Origin of the sequence: Mycobacterium sp. E342 (assembly GCF_001667665.1) — a bacterium.
GTDB lineage: Bacteria > Actinomycetota > Actinomycetes > Mycobacteriales > Mycobacteriaceae > Mycobacterium.
In genome coordinates, this window is sequence record NZ_LZJM01000152.1 from 1 (window position 1) to 14,581 (window position 14,581).

The following is a 14,581-nucleotide window of genomic DNA, read 5'->3' on the forward strand; positions in this document are numbered from 1 at the left end:
CGCCGATCCGAGGCGACTCGGTTTCGCGGGCACGGATTCCCCCGGCGATTCGAGGGATATGCCGATGTGCCCGCCTCTGAGCGAGAAACGGCCCCATCGGCACGTGCGCCGCGAGTTGTCGCTGTGAGGCGGGCACTTTCGACGTCTCCCGGTCCAGCGACTGCTGTGGCTCGTGTGACGCAACTGGCCCCGGGGACTCACATCCCGAAGTGCGCGCGACGCACCGCCGCAATGGCCTCGGGCGGCCCGCTCACCTCGACCTCCGCCGAGCCGACGCGGCCAAATAGGTACAGCAGCAGCTCACCCGGCGCACCGCTGAGCGCAGCCACCGGTGCACCCGCCCGCACCGTCGCCCGTGCACCGGTGCCGACCCACGAGACCTCAAGGCCGCAACCAGAAAGCCGCCGCGCCAAAAACCGACCGCCGCGCCGCACGTTGCGCCACAACGCGGCCTCCAACTCGGGCGCCAAACAACGCGGCCCGAACCCATTCCCACGGCGCAGATCCTCGTGATGGACGAAGAACTCGTTGAGGTTCGCCAGCGCGCGAACCCAGCCGATGCGGAAGAACCCGACGGGCGGGCCGGACCGGATCCGTGCGACGAGCCACCCAAAGTCCCTGCGGCGAGCCAAGTTAACCCGGCGCCGCTCGGCGAACCGTGCGAAGGGGCCGGGCAGCACCATGCACGGTCCGGCCAGCGGGTTGCGTTCGCGCAAGACCAGGTGCGCGGCCAGGTCGTGCGCCGTCCAGCCGTTCAGCAGGGTGGGCACCGACGGCCCCAGCTCGTCGAACAGGGAGCACAGCGCGAGGCGCTCCTGCGTGTCCAGCGCCGGCCGCGACATCGGTCAAGGGTAATCCCAAAACCTATGCGGCGGAACCGGAATCCCGCCCGGGAGTTTCGGTGGTGTCGCTTTGGGCGGGTGTGCTGGATTCGACGTGCTCGGCCAGCCAGCGTTCGGCGTCGATGGCCGCCGCGCAGCCGGAGCCGGCCGCGGTGATGGCCTGGCGGTAGGTGCGATCCACCAGGTCCCCGGCGGCGAACACCCCCTCGATCGAGGTGGCCGTGGTGCGGCTCTGCACCAGCACGTACCCCTCGGGATCGGTGTCGAGCACGCCGCGCACCAACTCCGAACGCGGGTCATGACCGATCGCCACGAACACCCCGGTCACTGCCAGCGTGGATTCCTCGCCGGTGACCGTGTCACGCACCCGCAAACCCGTCACCGTGTCGGTGCCCTGCACCCCCAGCACCGCCTTGCTGGTCACGATGGTGATCTTGTCGTTGGCCCGCGCCCGCTCGAGCATGATCCGCGAAGCCCGAAACTCCTCCCGCCGGTGCACCAGCGTCACACTGCGCGCAAACCGGGTCAAAAACGTCGCTTCCTCCATCGCCGAATCCCCACCCCCGATCACCGCGATGTCTTGATCCCGGAAAAAGAACCCGTCACAGGTCGCACACGAGCTCACCCCGCGCCCCAGCAGCTCCTGCTCACCAGCCACCCCCAGATACCGCGCCGCGGCCCCCATAGCCAAAATCACCGCCCGCGCCTGAAACGTCTCACCGTCGGCGGTCGTCACCGACTTCACCGGCCCGACCAACGACACCGACTCGACGTCTTCCATCCGCAAATCCGCGCCGAACCGCAGCGCCTGCTCGCGCATCTGATCCATCAACTCCGGGCCCGTGATGCCCTCACGAAACCCCGGGAAATTCTCCACCTCGGTGGTCGTCATCAACGCCCCACCAAACGACGTCCCCTCAAACACCACCGGCGCCAACTGCGCCCGCGCCGCATACAACGCCGCGGTATACCCCGCAGGCCCCGAACCAATGACGATCACATCGCGGACATCGGAGGCGCTCATTAGGAACCTTTCAGCTCGACAGGGGCCCCACCCTACTGGTAATCGCTGACCGTCTCATGTGAGTGCCGGCGCGATCCGCGTTACGACGCATGGCTTTCCAGCGAGATCCCACGAGATCAGCTGCCGCCCAACGCATCTCAGGTTCAGCTGCTCAACCATGTTTGCCAGACAACCCGGGATTGCCAATCTTGGTAAAGCGGCAATCTCAATGGCGGGAACGTGTTTAGACGTGAAGCCGACCACACAACCAACGGTTGTGTGGTCACAACACCGGCACCTCTACTCGCACACGGGCAGACGATGCAGCATGAAGTCATGGTCTGTGGGTCCGACGGCGTACCCACGGGAGCCATCAACGCCACCGTCGACGTCACAGCCCGGCAGCCCAGCCCGGACGCGCAGCGGCCGCCGACGTCGAGCCTCGGCCGCCACAGCCACCGGCCGGCATAGCAGGCCCGCACTGTTCGCGAAGGAGAACACCACATGACCACAGCACCTGCCGCCAAGACTCGCAACGAGGGCCAGTGGGCGCTGGGTAATCGCGAACCGCTCAACGACACCGAGCAGATCAAGCACGATGACGGGCCGCTGAACGTGCGCGACCGAATCATCGACAAATACGCCAAAGAAGGCTTCGAAAGCATCGAAAAGTCCGATCTGCGTATGCGGTTCAAGTGGATGGGCCTGTACACCCAGCGCGAGCAGGGCTACGACGGCAGCTGGACCGGTGACGAGAACATCGACAAGCTCGAAGCGAAATACTTCATGATGCGCGTGCGCTCCGACGGCAAGCCGATGTCGGCGCAGACGGTGCGCGTCCTGGGCCAGGTTTCGTCCGAATTCGCCCGCGACACCGCCGACATCGGCGACCGGGAGAACGTCCAGTTCCACTGGCTCAAGATCGAGGACGTCCCCGAGGTGTGGCGCCGGCTGGACACCGTCGGCCTGACCAGCATCGAGGCATGCGGTGATTGCCCACGGGGCATCCACGGCAGCCCGCTGGCCGGCGACTCCGTCGACGAGGTGCTCGACCCCTCCCCGGCGATCGACGAGATCATCCGCCGGTTCATGAACAACCCCGACTACGCCAACCTCCCCCGCAAGTACAAGACCGCGATCTCGGGCCTGCAGGACGTCTCCCACGAGACCCACGACGTCGCCTTCGTCGGCGTCAACCACCCCGAGCACGGACCCGGCATGGACCTGTGGGTAGGTGGTGGCCTGTCGACCAACCCGATGATGGCCCAGCGCGTCGGCGTGTGGGTGCCGCTGGACGAGGTGCCCGACGTGTGGGAAGCGGTCACCAAGGTGTTCCGCGACTACGGCTACCGGCGGCTGCGCGCCAAGGCGCGGATCAAGTTCCTGGTCAAGGACTGGGGCGTGGAAAAGTTCCGCGAGGTCATGGAGACCGAATACCTCGGCCGCAAGATGATCGACGGCCCGGCACCCGATCCGGCCAAGCACCCCATCGACCACGTGGGCGTGCAGAAGATCAAGAACGGTAAGAACGCCGTCGGCGTCGCCGCGATTGCCGGCCGCGTCTCCGGCACCACCCTGCAGGCGGTGGCCGACCTGATGGAGCAGGTGGGCTCCGACCGGGCCCGGTTCAGCCCCTTCCAGAAGCTGATCATCCTCGACGTGCCCGACGACAAGGTCGATTTCCTGGTGGCCGAGCTGGACAAGCTGGGCCTGCCGTCGAAGCCGTCGAACTGGCGCAAGAGCACGATGGGCTGCACCGGCATCGAGTTCTGCAAGCTTTCGTTCGCCGAAACCCGGGTTCGCGCACAGACTTTGGTGCCCGAGCTGGAAGAGCGCCTGGCCGACGTCAACGACGACCTCGACGTGCCGATCAGCGTGCACCTCAACGGCTGCCCGAACTCGTGTGCCCGAATACAGGTGGCCGATATCGGGTTCAAGGGCCAGTGGATCGACAACGGCGACGGCACGTCGGTGGAGGGCTTCCAGGTCCACCTCGGCGGCGGCCTCGGCGACGAGAGCGGCTTCGGCCGCAAACTGCGCCAGCACAAGATCACCAGCGCCGAGCTCGGCGACTACATCGACCGGGTGACGCGCAAGTTCCTGGAACAACGCGAAAGCGGAGAGCGTTTCGCGAACTGGGCGCTGCGCGCCGACGAAGCCGACCTGCGTTAGGAGCTGAGGACACGCCATGGTGGCGATGAACTTCACCAAAGAGCAACTGCGCGAGATCGCCGAGCGGGGCGCGGCCGAGCTGGAGGGCGCCAGCGCCGACGAGATCTTGCGCTGGACCGACGAACAATTCGGCGGCGTCGAGGGCCCGCGCGATTGGGCCACATGCAAGTGGGTGGTGGCGTGCAACATGCAGGACGCGGTGACGGTGTCGCTAGCGGCGGACGTGCGCCCGGGCGTGCCGGTGGTCTTCCTGGACACCGGCTACCACTTCGCCGAGACCCTGGGCACCCGTGATGCGGTCGAGTCGGTCTACGACATCCACCTGCTCAACATCACCCCGGAGCACACGGTCGCCGAGCAGGACGCGCTGATGGGTAAAGACCTGTTCGCCCGCGAGCCCAACGAGTGCTGCCGCTTGCGTAAGGTCGTCCCCCTGAGGAAGGCGCTGAACGGATACGCGGCCTGGGTCACCGGGCTGCGCCGGGTGGAGTCGCCGACCCGGGCCGACGCGCCGTTGATCAGCTTCGACGAGTCGTTCGGGCTGGTGAAGGTCAACCCGATCGCCGCGTGGACCGACGACGACGAGCAGGACTACATCGACAAGAACGGGGTGCTGATCAACCCGCTCGTCGACGAGGGCTACTTGTCCATCGGCTGCGCACCGTGCACCCGGAAGCCCATCCCCGGCGAGGATCCGCGCAGTGGCCGCTGGGCGGGTCGGAACAAGACCGAATGTGGGTTGCACGCCTCATGAGCACCCTCGTCCTCACCGCCCACGGCAGCCGGGATCCGCGCTCGGGCGCCAACGCCCGCGGGGTCGCCGAACGGCTGCGCGGCATGCGGCCGGGCCTCGACGTGCGGCTGGCGTTCCTGGAACTCAGCGCACCCAACTTCGGCGACGTCCTGTCCGGCCTGCCCGACAAACGCGACGCGGTGGTCACCCCACTGCTGCTGGCCAGCGCCTACCACGCCCGCCGCGACATTCCCACGCAGATCGCGCGCGCCGGCGCCTACGGCATCCGGCAGGCTGACGTTCTGGGAGAAGACGATCGGCTGCTGACGGTTCTACGCGAACGGCTCACCGAAGTCGGGGTATCCGCGCTCGACGACGAAGTCGGGGTGATGGTGGTCGCGATCGGGTCGTCGAACACCGCCGCCAATGCGCGCACCGCGCGGGTCGCCGCCCGGCTGTCCGCCGGGACCCGGTGGGCGGCAACCGCGGCGGCCTTCGCCACCCGGCCCGAGGCGTCGGTGGCCGACACCGCCGCCCGGTTGCGCCGCCGCGGCGCGCGCCGGCTGGTCATCGCGCCGTGGTTCCTGGCGCCAGGACTCATCACCGACGGCGTATCAACTTATGCGCGGGACAACGGGATTCCGATGGCGGCGCCGTTGGGCGCGCACCCCCTAGTGGCCGAGACCGTGCTGGACCGCTTCGACCAGGCGCTCGCCGACCACGCCGCCGCCTAGAGTTTCGACGCGCGACTGCTGATGTGGCTCAGCAAGTCCCGGATCGCCCCGGCGGGCGGCGTGCGCCCACCGACCCAGATGGCCCGGAAATTGCGCCGCAAGTCCAACCCCCGGACGCCGACCGCGTGCAGCCGCCCGACGATCAGGTCGTCGGCCACCGCCAGCCGGCTCATCGCCGCCGGCCCCGCGCCGGCGAGCACGGCGGCGCGCATCGCCGCGGCCGACGTCAACTCCAGCACGGGCGGCGCCTGCTGCATGTCCTCGCCCAGCACCTGACGGAGGGCCACCGTCAGCGAATCGCGAATCCCCGAATGGGGTTCGCGCGCCACCAACGGTGTTTCGGCGAGTTCGCGGGCGGTCACCACCCGCGAGCGTCGGCCCCACTTGTGCCCCGGCGGCACGACGATCACCAACTCGTCGTGCCCCACCACGCAGCTGCCCAATCCCTTGGGCTGGCCCGGGTTTTCGACAAACCCCAGATCGACGGCGCCGTCGCGGACCGCGGCGATAGCCTGATCGCTGTTGGTGGCGGTCAGGATCACCTGCGGCGCGGCTCCCCCGCGCCGCGCCGCCTCGGTCTGCAGCGACAGCAGCCAATGCGGCATCAGCTGCTCGGAGATCGTTTGGCTCGCAGCGACCCTGATGCGTTCGCGGCCCTCCTTGCGCAGCCCGCCCAACCCCGCGTCGATCTCGTTGGCGACCTCGAGCAGGCGCGCGGCCCACTCCGCCACGATCAGCCCCGCGGGCGTCAATTCCGAACCCCGCGTTGTCCGCACGGCCAGCGTGACGCCGACATGGGCCTCCATCGCGGCGAGCCGCCGCGACACGGCCTGCTGGGTGATCCCGAGCTCGCGGGCAGCGCGTCCGAGGCTGCCCGTCTCGGCGATCGCCAAAAACACCTCGAACGAGGCCAGTTCGGGCATCCGGGGGCTGAGCGGCATGGGTGGTAGTCACAATCGGTAGGGGTGACACAACCATAGCTTGTGACTTCACAACGCCGGAACCTCTACTCGCACTCCGGCCGACCGAGCACCATGGGAACCATGACCTGTAAAGCCCCGTACCACGTCGCGATCGTGGGTTCCGGCCCCTCGGGGTTCTTCGCGGCCGCGTCGCTGCTCAAGGCCGCCGACACCGCCGAGTTCGGGATCGCCGTCGACATGCTCGAAATGCTGCCCACCCCTTGGGGGCTGGTGCGCTCGGGCGTGGCACCCGATCACCCGAAGATCAAGTCGGTCAGCCAGCAGTTCGAGAGGACCGCCGAGGACCCCCGCTTTCGCTTCTTCGGGAACATCAAGGTGGGCGAGCACGTCTCGGCCGGTGAACTCGCCGAGCGCTACGACGCGGTGATCTACGCCGTCGGGGCCCAGTCCGACCGCGCCCTCAACATCCCCGGCGAACACCTGCCCGGCAGCGTGGCCGCGGTCGATTTCGTCGGCTGGTACAACGCGCACCCGCACTTCGAGCAGATGTCTCCCAACCTGTCGGGTGCCCGCGCCGTCGTGGTGGGCAACGGCAACGTGGCCGTTGACGTGGCCCGCATGCTGGTCACCGACCCCGACGTGCTGGCGCGCACCGACATCGCCGACCACGCGCTGGAGTCGTTGCGGCCCTGCGGTGTTGAGGAAGTGGTGCTCATCGGACGACGCGGTCCACTGCAAAGCGCCTTCACCACACTGGAATTGCGAGAACTCGGCGAACTCGAAGGCGTCGACGTGGTGGTGGACCCGGCCGACCTGGACGACATCAGCGACGACGACGCGGCCGCCGCCGGCAAGGTCACCAAGAACAACATCAAGGTGCTGCGCGAGTACGCCGGCCGCGGAAGCCGGCCCGGGCATCGGCGAATCGTGTTGCGATTCTTCACCTCCCCGATCGAAATCAAAGGCGGCGAGAGGGTGGAAAGCATCGTGCTCGGGCGCAACGAGCTGGTGACCGACGCCTCCGGGCGGATGGTCGCCAAAGACACCGGGGCGCGCGAGGAACTGCCCGCCCAGCTGGTGGTGCGCGCGGTCGGCTACCGGGGCCTGGCCATACCGGGGCTGGCCTTCGACGAGAAGGCCGGGACCATCCCCCACACCGGCGGGCGGATCGAGGGCAGCCGCAACGAATACGTCGCCGGATGGATCAAACGCGGCCCGTCGGGGGTCATCGGCACGAACAAGAAGTGTTCGCAGGACACCGTCGACACGGTGCTGGTCGACCTGGCTGCCGCGTCGGTCGATCGCGCGAGCGACTACGGCGACGAGCTCGCCCGGTGGCTCACCTCGCGCCAGCCCCAACTCGTCACCGCCGCACACTGGCGGGCCATCGACCGCTTCGAGCGTGAGGCCGGCGAGCCGCATGGACGCCCCCGCGCCAAACTGGCTAGCCTCACCGAGCTCCTGCGGATCGGGCACGGCTAATCTTCGACAGCTGATAGGGAAGGACAACATCCATGGCGTACGTGATCGGCGAACCTTGCGTCGACATCAAGGACAAGGCCTGCATCGAGGAATGCCCCGTCGACTGCATCTACGAGGGCGCCCGGATGCTCTACATCCACCCCGACGAGTGCGTGGACTGCGGCGCCTGCGAGCCGGTGTGCCCCGTCGAGTCCATCTACTACGAAGATGACCTGCCCGGCGAATACAGCCAGTACACCCAGATCAACGCCGACTTCTTCGCCGAGCTGGGCTCGCCCGGCGGCGCGGCGAAAATCGGGCTGACCGAGAACGATCCCGCCGCGGTCAAGAACCTCGAAAGCCGGGCCGAGGCGACGTAGGGCTACGCCATCAGCGCGGCGAGTTCGGTACGGGGTACCGAAACTTGCTGCGGCCCGTTGACCGCCGGCAGCACCTGCCCCTGGCCGAAGAAGAAAATGACGGCGTCATCGGTGATCGCGAAATTCTGATACGCCTCGACTCCGGGCTCGCCGAACGGCAGCGGGCCTAATTGGCGTGTAACGATCGGGTTCAGGACGTCCAGCGGTTTGGTGCCCGGCTTGAATAGTGTGTCGAAGGTGATCGGGGCGCCCTTGCCGAGGTCGTAGTTGAACGCCTTGAAGGACGTGACGGGGTGGGCGCCCAGGTCCTGGTTCATGTCCAGCACCACGCTCTGGGTACTCGAGCCGGGCGTGGCCGACCGATACGCCGTCCCGGTGATGGTCAGCAGGTAGGGCGGCCGATCATGCCGGGGGTACGTCCGGACGTCGTCGACCCAGGTGTCTCGGGTGTGGACGAGGTAATCGGTCATGGCCTGCTGGTCGGGATAACTGACCGGGAAGCTCAGGTCGAGCGTGTAGTCGGCCGTGGTGATGTGGCCCTGGCAGACCTGGTTCTGGTCGACCGTTCCACCGAGGGCGGCGCACGCCGATTGCGCGCCGGCAATCGGGGCGATCGAACAGTTCACGAAGGCGCAGACGGCCGCGGCCGCTCGCCACAAAAACTGCATCTTGGTAGCCATCTTCTCGCTGCCCTCTTTAGTGGCCGAATCGGCTCGCGCCGCTGTCAGACCAAATCGTAGGACTCGATCAAAAATGCGGTTTTCAGCCGCCAAAAGTCCGGGCATTCAAATATCCCAGCACCAAATTATGAGGAGACACCGATGTCCTTTGTGATTACCAATCCGGACGCCTTGACCTACGCCGCGGCCAAGCTGGAGACGCTCGGCTCCCAGATGGCGGCGGAAAACGCCGCCGCCGCAGCCCCGACCACCGGCGTGGCCCCTGCGGCCGCCGACGAGATATCCGCTCTGCAAGCGGCGATCTTCGACGCATACGGCACCTTGTACCAATCAGTCAGCGACCAAGCCGCGAGCATCCATCAGCAGTTCGTGAAAACCCTTGGCATCAGCGCCGGCTCGTATCAAACCACCGAGGCCGCCAACACCGCGGCGACCGCTTCACCCTTCGCGGCCGCCCCGGCCATCGGCAGTGCGGCGAGCCCGGCGGCCGCGGCCGACCCGCCGCCGGGAAGTGGCCTGCTCAACATCGGCGACATCGGGATCGGCAACTGGGGCTCCGCCACCTCCGACCTGCTGGGGATGGCGGGCGGTGGCCTGCTCGTCAGACCCGACGCGGTGGGCCCGGTCGCGGCGGCCCCGGCCGCCACAACGCTGGCGTCGTCCGTCCCGACAGCACTGGCGGGCGCGACGGCGCCCAGCGGTTCTAGCGCGATGCCGGCGCTCGGCGGTGTCGGGCAGGCGGCCGCGGTCGGCCGGCTGTCGGTGCCGCCCAGTTGGGCCGCGGCGGCCGGCGCCCCGGCGGCGAACCCCACCGCGACGTTGACCGACGCGGGTTGGACCGCCGCGGCGCCCCACGGCCCCACCACGACGGCCGTGCCGGCCGGGGTGCCGTCGGTGGCCACGGCCACCAGGGCCGGCGGCCTGGGTGCGCCGCGCTACGGCGTCAAGCCCACCGTGATGGGGCGACCCACCGTCGTGTAGAGAACCCAAGTCTTGACCGAAAAGGAGTGGAGAACAATGGATTTCGGAGCACTTCCCCCAGAAATCAATTCGGCACGCATGTACGCCGGAGCCGGCGCCGGCCCGATGATGGCCGCGGCGGCCGCCTGGAACACTCTGGCCGCCGAGCTGAGCACCACCGCGGCAGGATACGAGTCGGTGATCTCGGAGCTGACGGGCGAGCAGTGGATGGGTCCGGCGTCGGCGTCGGCGGCCGCCGCGGCCCAGCCCTTCGTGAACTGGCTGGACACCACCGCGGCGGCCGCTCAGCACGCCGGGGCCCAGGCCATGGCGTCCGCGGCCGCCTACGAGGCGGCGTTCGCGATGACGGTTCCGCCTCCGGTGATCGCGGAGAACAGGGCCCAGCTGGCGGCGCTGGTCGCCGGCAACGTGCTCGGCCAGAACACGCCGGCGATCATGGCCACCGAGGCGCAGTACTCGGCGATGTGGGCCCAAGACGCCGCGGCCATGTACGGCTATGCGGCCTCGTCGGCGGCCGCCGGAAAGCTCAATCCGCTGACCTCGCCGGCACCGACGACCAGCCCGGGCGGAATTGCCCGCCAGGCCGCGGTGGTGTCCGGTGCCGCCACCAACACGCAGGCCGGGCTCATGCAGACCGTCCACACGTTCCAGAACACGGTGGCTGGATTCGCCGCCCCGACGGCGGCCGCCGACCCTCCCGCCGCCACACCCTTCTTCCAAATCCCCATCGTGCAGAACACCATCAACGGCGCAATCAACACCGCGGCCTGGTGGACCATGAACACCATCCCGAACTCGGTATTGCTGTCGCACACCACCAACGGCGCCCCGTCGATCATGCTCGAAACCGCCGGACCCTATGTCGGGCCCACGCTGGCGGGGTCGGTGGCGCCGGGCGGGTTGGCCCAGGCGCCCGTGCTGGCGGGGCTGGGCAAGGCCTCCACGGTCGGTGGAGTGTCGGTCCCGGCCAGTTGGTCGGCGTCGGCGCCGGCGATGAACTCCAGCGCGTCGGCGCTGGAGGGCTCCGGCTGGGCCGCGGCGCCCGACGACGGGGTGACGGCGGTGCCGACGGGGATGCCGGCGATGGCCACGGCCGGAAGGGGCCTCGGCTTCAATACGCCGCGGTACGGGGTCAAGCCCACGGTGATGCCCAAGACGGTGTTCGCATGAGACGACTGGTCGCGCTCGACCCAGCGGGGGCTTTTAATAAGGTGAGCCCATGCGGACAGCTCGAATCATCCACGTCATCCGGCAGATAGGGTCGCTCGCGGTCACGGCGGTGACCGCCGTGTCCACCCTCAACGCGTACCGGCCGTTGGCGCGCAGCGGCTACCTCTCGCTCTTCTCGTTCATGTTCGGGGTGGTCGTCACCGAGCTGCCGCTGCAGACCCTGGTCAGCCAGCTCGGCGGGCTGGCGTTGACGGCCCGACGCCTGACGCGGCCGGTGCGGTTCGCCGCGTGGGCGGTGGCCGGTGTCTCGGCGCTGGGGTTGCTGAACTTCAGCCGTGCCGGGCACAAGGCCAACGTGCCGCTGACCGAGGCGCTGGACAGTGGCCTGGGCGCGTCGCGCCTCACCGAGTCGGGGGATCTGTGGCGCCGGCCGGCCGGTAGTGGCACCGCCAAGACGCCGGGGCTGCTGCGGATGATGCGGATCTACCGCGACTACGCCCACGACTCGAACATCAGCTACGGCGAATTCGGCAGCGCCAATTTTCTGGACATCTGGCGTCGTCCCGATCTGGATCCGGCCGGCAAGGCGCCGGTGCTCTTCCAGATCCCGGGCGGCGCGTGGACGACGGGAAACAAGCGCGGACAAGCACATCCGTTGATGAGCCACCTGGCGGAGTTGGGCTGGGTCTGCGTGTCGATCAACTACCGGCACAGCCCGCGCAACACCTGGCCCGCCCACATCGTCGACGTCAAGCGCGCCCTGGCGTGGGTCAAGGCGCACATCGCCGAGTACGGCGGCGATCCGGAATTCATCGCCATCACCGGCGGCTCGGCCGGCGGCCACCTGTCGTCACTGGCCGCGCTCACCCCCAATGACCCGGAGTTCCAGCCGGGATTCGAGGACGCCGACACCCGGGTGCAGGCGGCGGTGCCGTTCTACGGCGTCTACGACTTCACCCGGTTCAACGACGCGATGCACCCGATGATGCCCGCGCTGCTGGTGAAATCCGTTGTCAAGCAACGACCCTCGACGAATATGCAGCCGTTCATCACCGCGTCACCGGTCAACCACGTTTCCGCCGACGCTCCCCCGTTCTTCGTGCTGCACGGCCGCAACGACTCGCTGGTGCCCGTCGAACAGGCGCGCGCATTTGTCGAACGGCTGCGACAGGTCAGCACCCAGCCCGTCGTGTACGCCGAAATGCCGCTCGCCCAGCACGCTTTCGACATCTTCGGTTCGGCGCGGGCGGTGCACGCCGCGGTCGCCGTCGAGCAATTCCTGGCCGAGGTCTACTCGACGCTCCGCAAGGCCAATGTGGCCTAGCCGCTGAGCATTTGGGCCACGACGCCGGCGACGATGGCGTCCGGGTCGTGTTCGATGCCGACCGCGCGTAGGTCGCCGCCGATCGCCAGCGATGCGACACCGTGCACCAGGGACCACAGCGGTGCGGCGAGTGCGCGCGGGTCATCACCGCCGACGATGCCGGCCTGCTGGCACGCGGCGATCGCGCCGAGCAGGTCACCGAACGCCTCCTCCCCGGCGGTCGCCAAGTCGGGATGGTCGGCCTTGGACAGCTCGGCGCCGAACATCACCCGGTAGTGGTCCGGGTGAGCGACGGCCCAGCGCACGTACGTGCGGCCGAGTTCGGTCACCCGGTCCTTCGGGTCGGGCGCCTCGTCGGCGGCCGCGCTCAGCGCGGCGTGCAAGTCGCGGAAGCCCTGTTCGGCCACGGTCGCGAGCAGCGCGGCCTTGTCCGCGAAGTGCCGGTACGGGGCGGCGGCGCTGACCCCGGCGCGCCGCGCCGCCTCGGTGAGCGTGAACCCCTTCGGCCCCTTTTCGGCCACCAGCGACAGGGCGGCGCTGCTCAGCGCCCGTTTGAGGTCGCCGTGGTGGTAGCTGTCCCGGCGCTTCGCACCGGCCGGGGCTTTCCGCGCGCGTGCCATGTTGACGATATTAACATTGCCGGAGTATGTTAAAGCCATTCACATCTTTCGGAAGGGGACGAAATGGACCAGCAACTGACGGCCCCCCGCGCCGGCGACCGCGACCGGGAGGCGGCGGCCGAACGCCTGGGCCAGGCGTTCGCGCAGGGTTACCTGCAACTGGACGAGTACGAACAACGGGTGCAGGCGGTGTTCGGCGCGCACACCACCGGTGAGCTAGACCGGCTCCTCGCCGACCTGCCGCTCGCGCGGATCCGGCGCGCGGACCCGCGGCGCCGCGCCGCCCGCGTCGAGGCCGCCCGCCGCGGCGTGCGCCTGCACCTGGCCGCCTACCTCGCGATGACGGTCGTCGTGCTCGCCGTGTGGGCGGCCGTCGCCGCCACCACCGGCGCCACGTACTTCTGGCCGATCTGGCCCATCCTGGGCGCCGGGATCGGCCTCGTCAGCCACGCGCTGGGCGTCCACCCGGCCGCCAAGGGTGCCGCGAATTGGGCAACCCCCTGCCATGCCGTGGGACGCACTCGTTTGCCAGAGCGGCTTACTGCACCGTGATGTTGGCCGTGTAGGTGCACGCCGGTTTGGAATCCTTGCCGACGAAACTGGTGTAGGACGTGCCGATCGTGGTGGCCCCCGGCTTCAACGCGGTGAACGTCCACACCTCGGTGCCGGGCGCCCCGAGCGCGTCGGAGCTCGGGGGCACGAATTCATGGCTGGTTTGCTTGATGATTGCCGGGTCGCCGATCTTGGTCTCCGGCGTCCACCGGTACGGGGTGGTGTAATTCGAGCCCAACTTGACGACCAGCGTGTTGCCGACGGCCAGGGTGATGCTCTGCGTGATGGCGTCCTGTGTGAGGACGTCATTCATCGGGACCTGCAGGGTCTTGGTCGACGGTGGGTTCCTGGACGCGAAGTGGCAGCCCACCAACATCGGCCAAACGAGCATCGCGACGGTCACCAAGAGCCTGATCTTCCCGACAGTCATCGAGCCCATTATGGCCCGGATGCGTGGTGCTCAGGTCGGCGCGTCGAGCGGAGGTAGATTGCCCGCCGACACCGGGCTGGTCAGCCGGACCGTCATCGCGACCTTTTGCGCATGCGGTGTGGCAGGTAGGCGCGGATGGCGTCGCGGTACGGCAGTTGCCCTGCCTCGACCTGTTGACGGAGGTACTGCTCGAAGGTGATCGTGGCATCGGCGTGTTCCGAGGCCAGCAGCCCGCCGGCGCGGATCCCGCCAAACACCTTGCCGGGCAAGCGGACCGGCACGATGGGTCGTCGTTTACCAACGATCGCCAGATAGCTGCGGGCAAGGTCGACGGGCGCGCGCCGACGTGAGCCGGTGGAGGCACAGGTTCGTGACGACCTTGGTCAGCCAGGCCGGCAGCGACTCGATCGCCTCCGCATCAGCGGCGTGCAGTCGCAGGTAGGCGTCCTGCACCGCGTCTTCGGCCTCGCTCGCCGATCCCAGCAGCCGATACGCCAACCAGAACAGCCGCGGCCGCTGCGACTCGAACGCCTGCGCGACGTCGCTCACACCGCCAACACTGCCACGTGCTGCCGG

Annotated in this window: 17 protein-coding genes and 1 pseudogene; 10 read left to right on the forward strand and 8 right to left on the reverse strand. The window is 68.5% G+C overall.

Annotated features, from left to right (window positions below):
- Positions 1-197: 197 nt before the first annotated feature.
- Both A5692_RS10030 and trxB read right to left on the reverse strand, forming a co-directional pair.
- A complete protein-coding gene (locus A5692_RS10030) occupies positions 198-842 on the reverse strand; it encodes a TIGR03085 family metal-binding protein (RefSeq protein WP_068055136.1) in 645 nt (214 codons plus the stop codon).
- 22 nt (positions 843-864) lie between these two features.
- Complete coding sequence (gene trxB / locus A5692_RS10035; protein WP_068055138.1) at positions 865-1,866, reverse strand: thioredoxin-disulfide reductase; 1,002 nt, start codon at positions 1,864-1,866, stop codon at positions 865-867.
- Positions 1,867-2,181: 315 nt separating this feature from the next.
- Between trxB and A5692_RS30155 the strand changes: the two genes are divergently transcribed.
- The 4 genes from A5692_RS30155 to A5692_RS10050 are packed head-to-tail and all read left to right on the forward strand — an operon-like array spanning position 2,182 to position 5,484.
- Positions 2,182-2,316 (forward strand): hypothetical protein, encoded by a 135-nt coding sequence (locus A5692_RS30155; RefSeq protein ID WP_255397018.1) that lies wholly within the window; start codon positions 2,182-2,184, stop codon positions 2,314-2,316.
- 33 nt (positions 2,317-2,349) lie between these two features.
- Entirely contained in the window at positions 2,350-4,017 is a 1,668-nt protein-coding gene (locus A5692_RS10040; protein ID WP_068055141.1) for a nitrite/sulfite reductase, read from the forward strand.
- 16 nt (positions 4,018-4,033) lie between these two features.
- Positions 4,034-4,771: a phosphoadenylyl-sulfate reductase gene (locus tag A5692_RS10045; RefSeq protein WP_068055144.1), complete on the forward strand. Its 738-nt coding sequence runs from the start codon at positions 4,034-4,036 to the stop codon at positions 4,769-4,771.
- The gene (locus A5692_RS10050; RefSeq protein ID WP_068055146.1) at positions 4,768-5,484 is read left to right on the forward strand and encodes a sirohydrochlorin chelatase; all 717 of its coding nucleotides are present in this window, start codon (positions 4,768-4,770) and stop codon (positions 5,482-5,484) included. Before A5692_RS10045 ends, A5692_RS10050 begins: the two co-directional genes overlap by 4 nt.
- Here the strand turns inward: A5692_RS10050 and A5692_RS10055 are convergent.
- Entirely contained in the window at positions 5,481-6,425 is a 945-nt protein-coding gene (locus A5692_RS10055; protein ID WP_068055152.1) for a LysR family transcriptional regulator, read from the reverse strand. The two genes, A5692_RS10050 and A5692_RS10055, sit on opposite strands and share 4 nt — an antisense overlap.
- Before the next feature lie 102 nt (positions 6,426-6,527).
- Between A5692_RS10055 and A5692_RS10060 the strand changes: the two genes are divergently transcribed.
- Positions 6,528-7,889 (forward strand): FAD-dependent oxidoreductase, encoded by a 1,362-nt coding sequence (locus A5692_RS10060; protein ID WP_156766008.1) that lies wholly within the window; start codon positions 6,528-6,530, stop codon positions 7,887-7,889.
- Between the two features lie 32 nt (positions 7,890-7,921).
- On the forward strand, positions 7,922-8,248 hold the full coding sequence (gene fdxA / locus A5692_RS10065) for a ferredoxin (RefSeq protein ID WP_068055162.1): 327 nt from the start codon (positions 7,922-7,924) through the stop codon (positions 8,246-8,248).
- A 2-nt stretch (positions 8,249-8,250) separates the two neighbouring features.
- Here fdxA and A5692_RS10070 read toward each other — a convergent pair whose 3' ends face one another.
- A complete protein-coding gene (locus tag A5692_RS10070) occupies positions 8,251-8,928 on the reverse strand; it encodes an esterase (RefSeq protein WP_231984270.1) in 678 nt (225 codons plus the stop codon).
- 141 nt (positions 8,929-9,069) lie between these two features.
- Here A5692_RS10070 and A5692_RS10075 point away from each other — a divergent pair, with 141 nt between their 5' ends.
- The 3 genes from A5692_RS10075 to A5692_RS10085 are packed head-to-tail and all read left to right on the forward strand — an operon-like array spanning position 9,070 to position 12,403.
- On the forward strand, positions 9,070-9,909 hold the full coding sequence (locus A5692_RS10075) for a PE family protein (RefSeq protein WP_068055165.1): 840 nt from the start codon (positions 9,070-9,072) through the stop codon (positions 9,907-9,909).
- A gap of 36 nt (positions 9,910-9,945) precedes the next feature.
- Positions 9,946-11,079: a PPE family protein gene (locus A5692_RS10080; RefSeq protein WP_068055168.1), complete on the forward strand. Its 1,134-nt coding sequence runs from the start codon at positions 9,946-9,948 to the stop codon at positions 11,077-11,079.
- Between the two features lie 49 nt (positions 11,080-11,128).
- A complete protein-coding gene (locus tag A5692_RS10085; RefSeq protein WP_068055171.1) occupies positions 11,129-12,403 on the forward strand; it encodes an alpha/beta hydrolase in 1,275 nt (424 codons plus the stop codon).
- On the opposite strand, the gene A5692_RS10090 is transcribed toward A5692_RS10085, so the two are convergent.
- Positions 12,400-13,023 carry a TetR/AcrR family transcriptional regulator gene (locus A5692_RS10090; protein ID WP_068055175.1) on the reverse strand — a complete coding sequence of 208 codons (624 nt, stop codon included), beginning with the start codon at positions 13,021-13,023 and terminating at the stop codon, positions 12,400-12,402. The two genes, A5692_RS10085 and A5692_RS10090, sit on opposite strands and share 4 nt — an antisense overlap.
- A gap of 63 nt (positions 13,024-13,086) precedes the next feature.
- Between A5692_RS10090 and A5692_RS10095 the strand changes: the two genes are divergently transcribed.
- A complete protein-coding gene (locus A5692_RS10095) occupies positions 13,087-13,575 on the forward strand; it encodes a DUF1707 domain-containing protein (RefSeq protein ID WP_068055177.1) in 489 nt (162 codons plus the stop codon).
- Here A5692_RS10095 and A5692_RS10100 read toward each other — a convergent pair.
- From A5692_RS10100 to A5692_RS10110, 3 genes and pseudogenes are all read right to left on the reverse strand, one after another.
- Entirely contained in the window at positions 13,562-14,014 is a 453-nt protein-coding gene (locus A5692_RS10100; RefSeq protein WP_082962546.1) for a protease inhibitor I42 family protein, read from the reverse strand. The genes A5692_RS10095 and A5692_RS10100 overlap by 14 nt on opposite strands.
- A gap of 83 nt (positions 14,015-14,097) precedes the next feature.
- A complete protein-coding gene (locus tag A5692_RS10105) occupies positions 14,098-14,286 on the reverse strand; it encodes a hypothetical protein (RefSeq protein WP_231984271.1) in 189 nt (62 codons plus the stop codon).
- Positions 14,287-14,305: 19 nt separating this feature from the next.
- Positions 14,306-14,554 (reverse strand): annotated as a pseudogene (locus tag A5692_RS10110) (sigma factor); the annotation flags it as partial.
- Positions 14,555-14,581 lie beyond the last annotated feature (27 nt).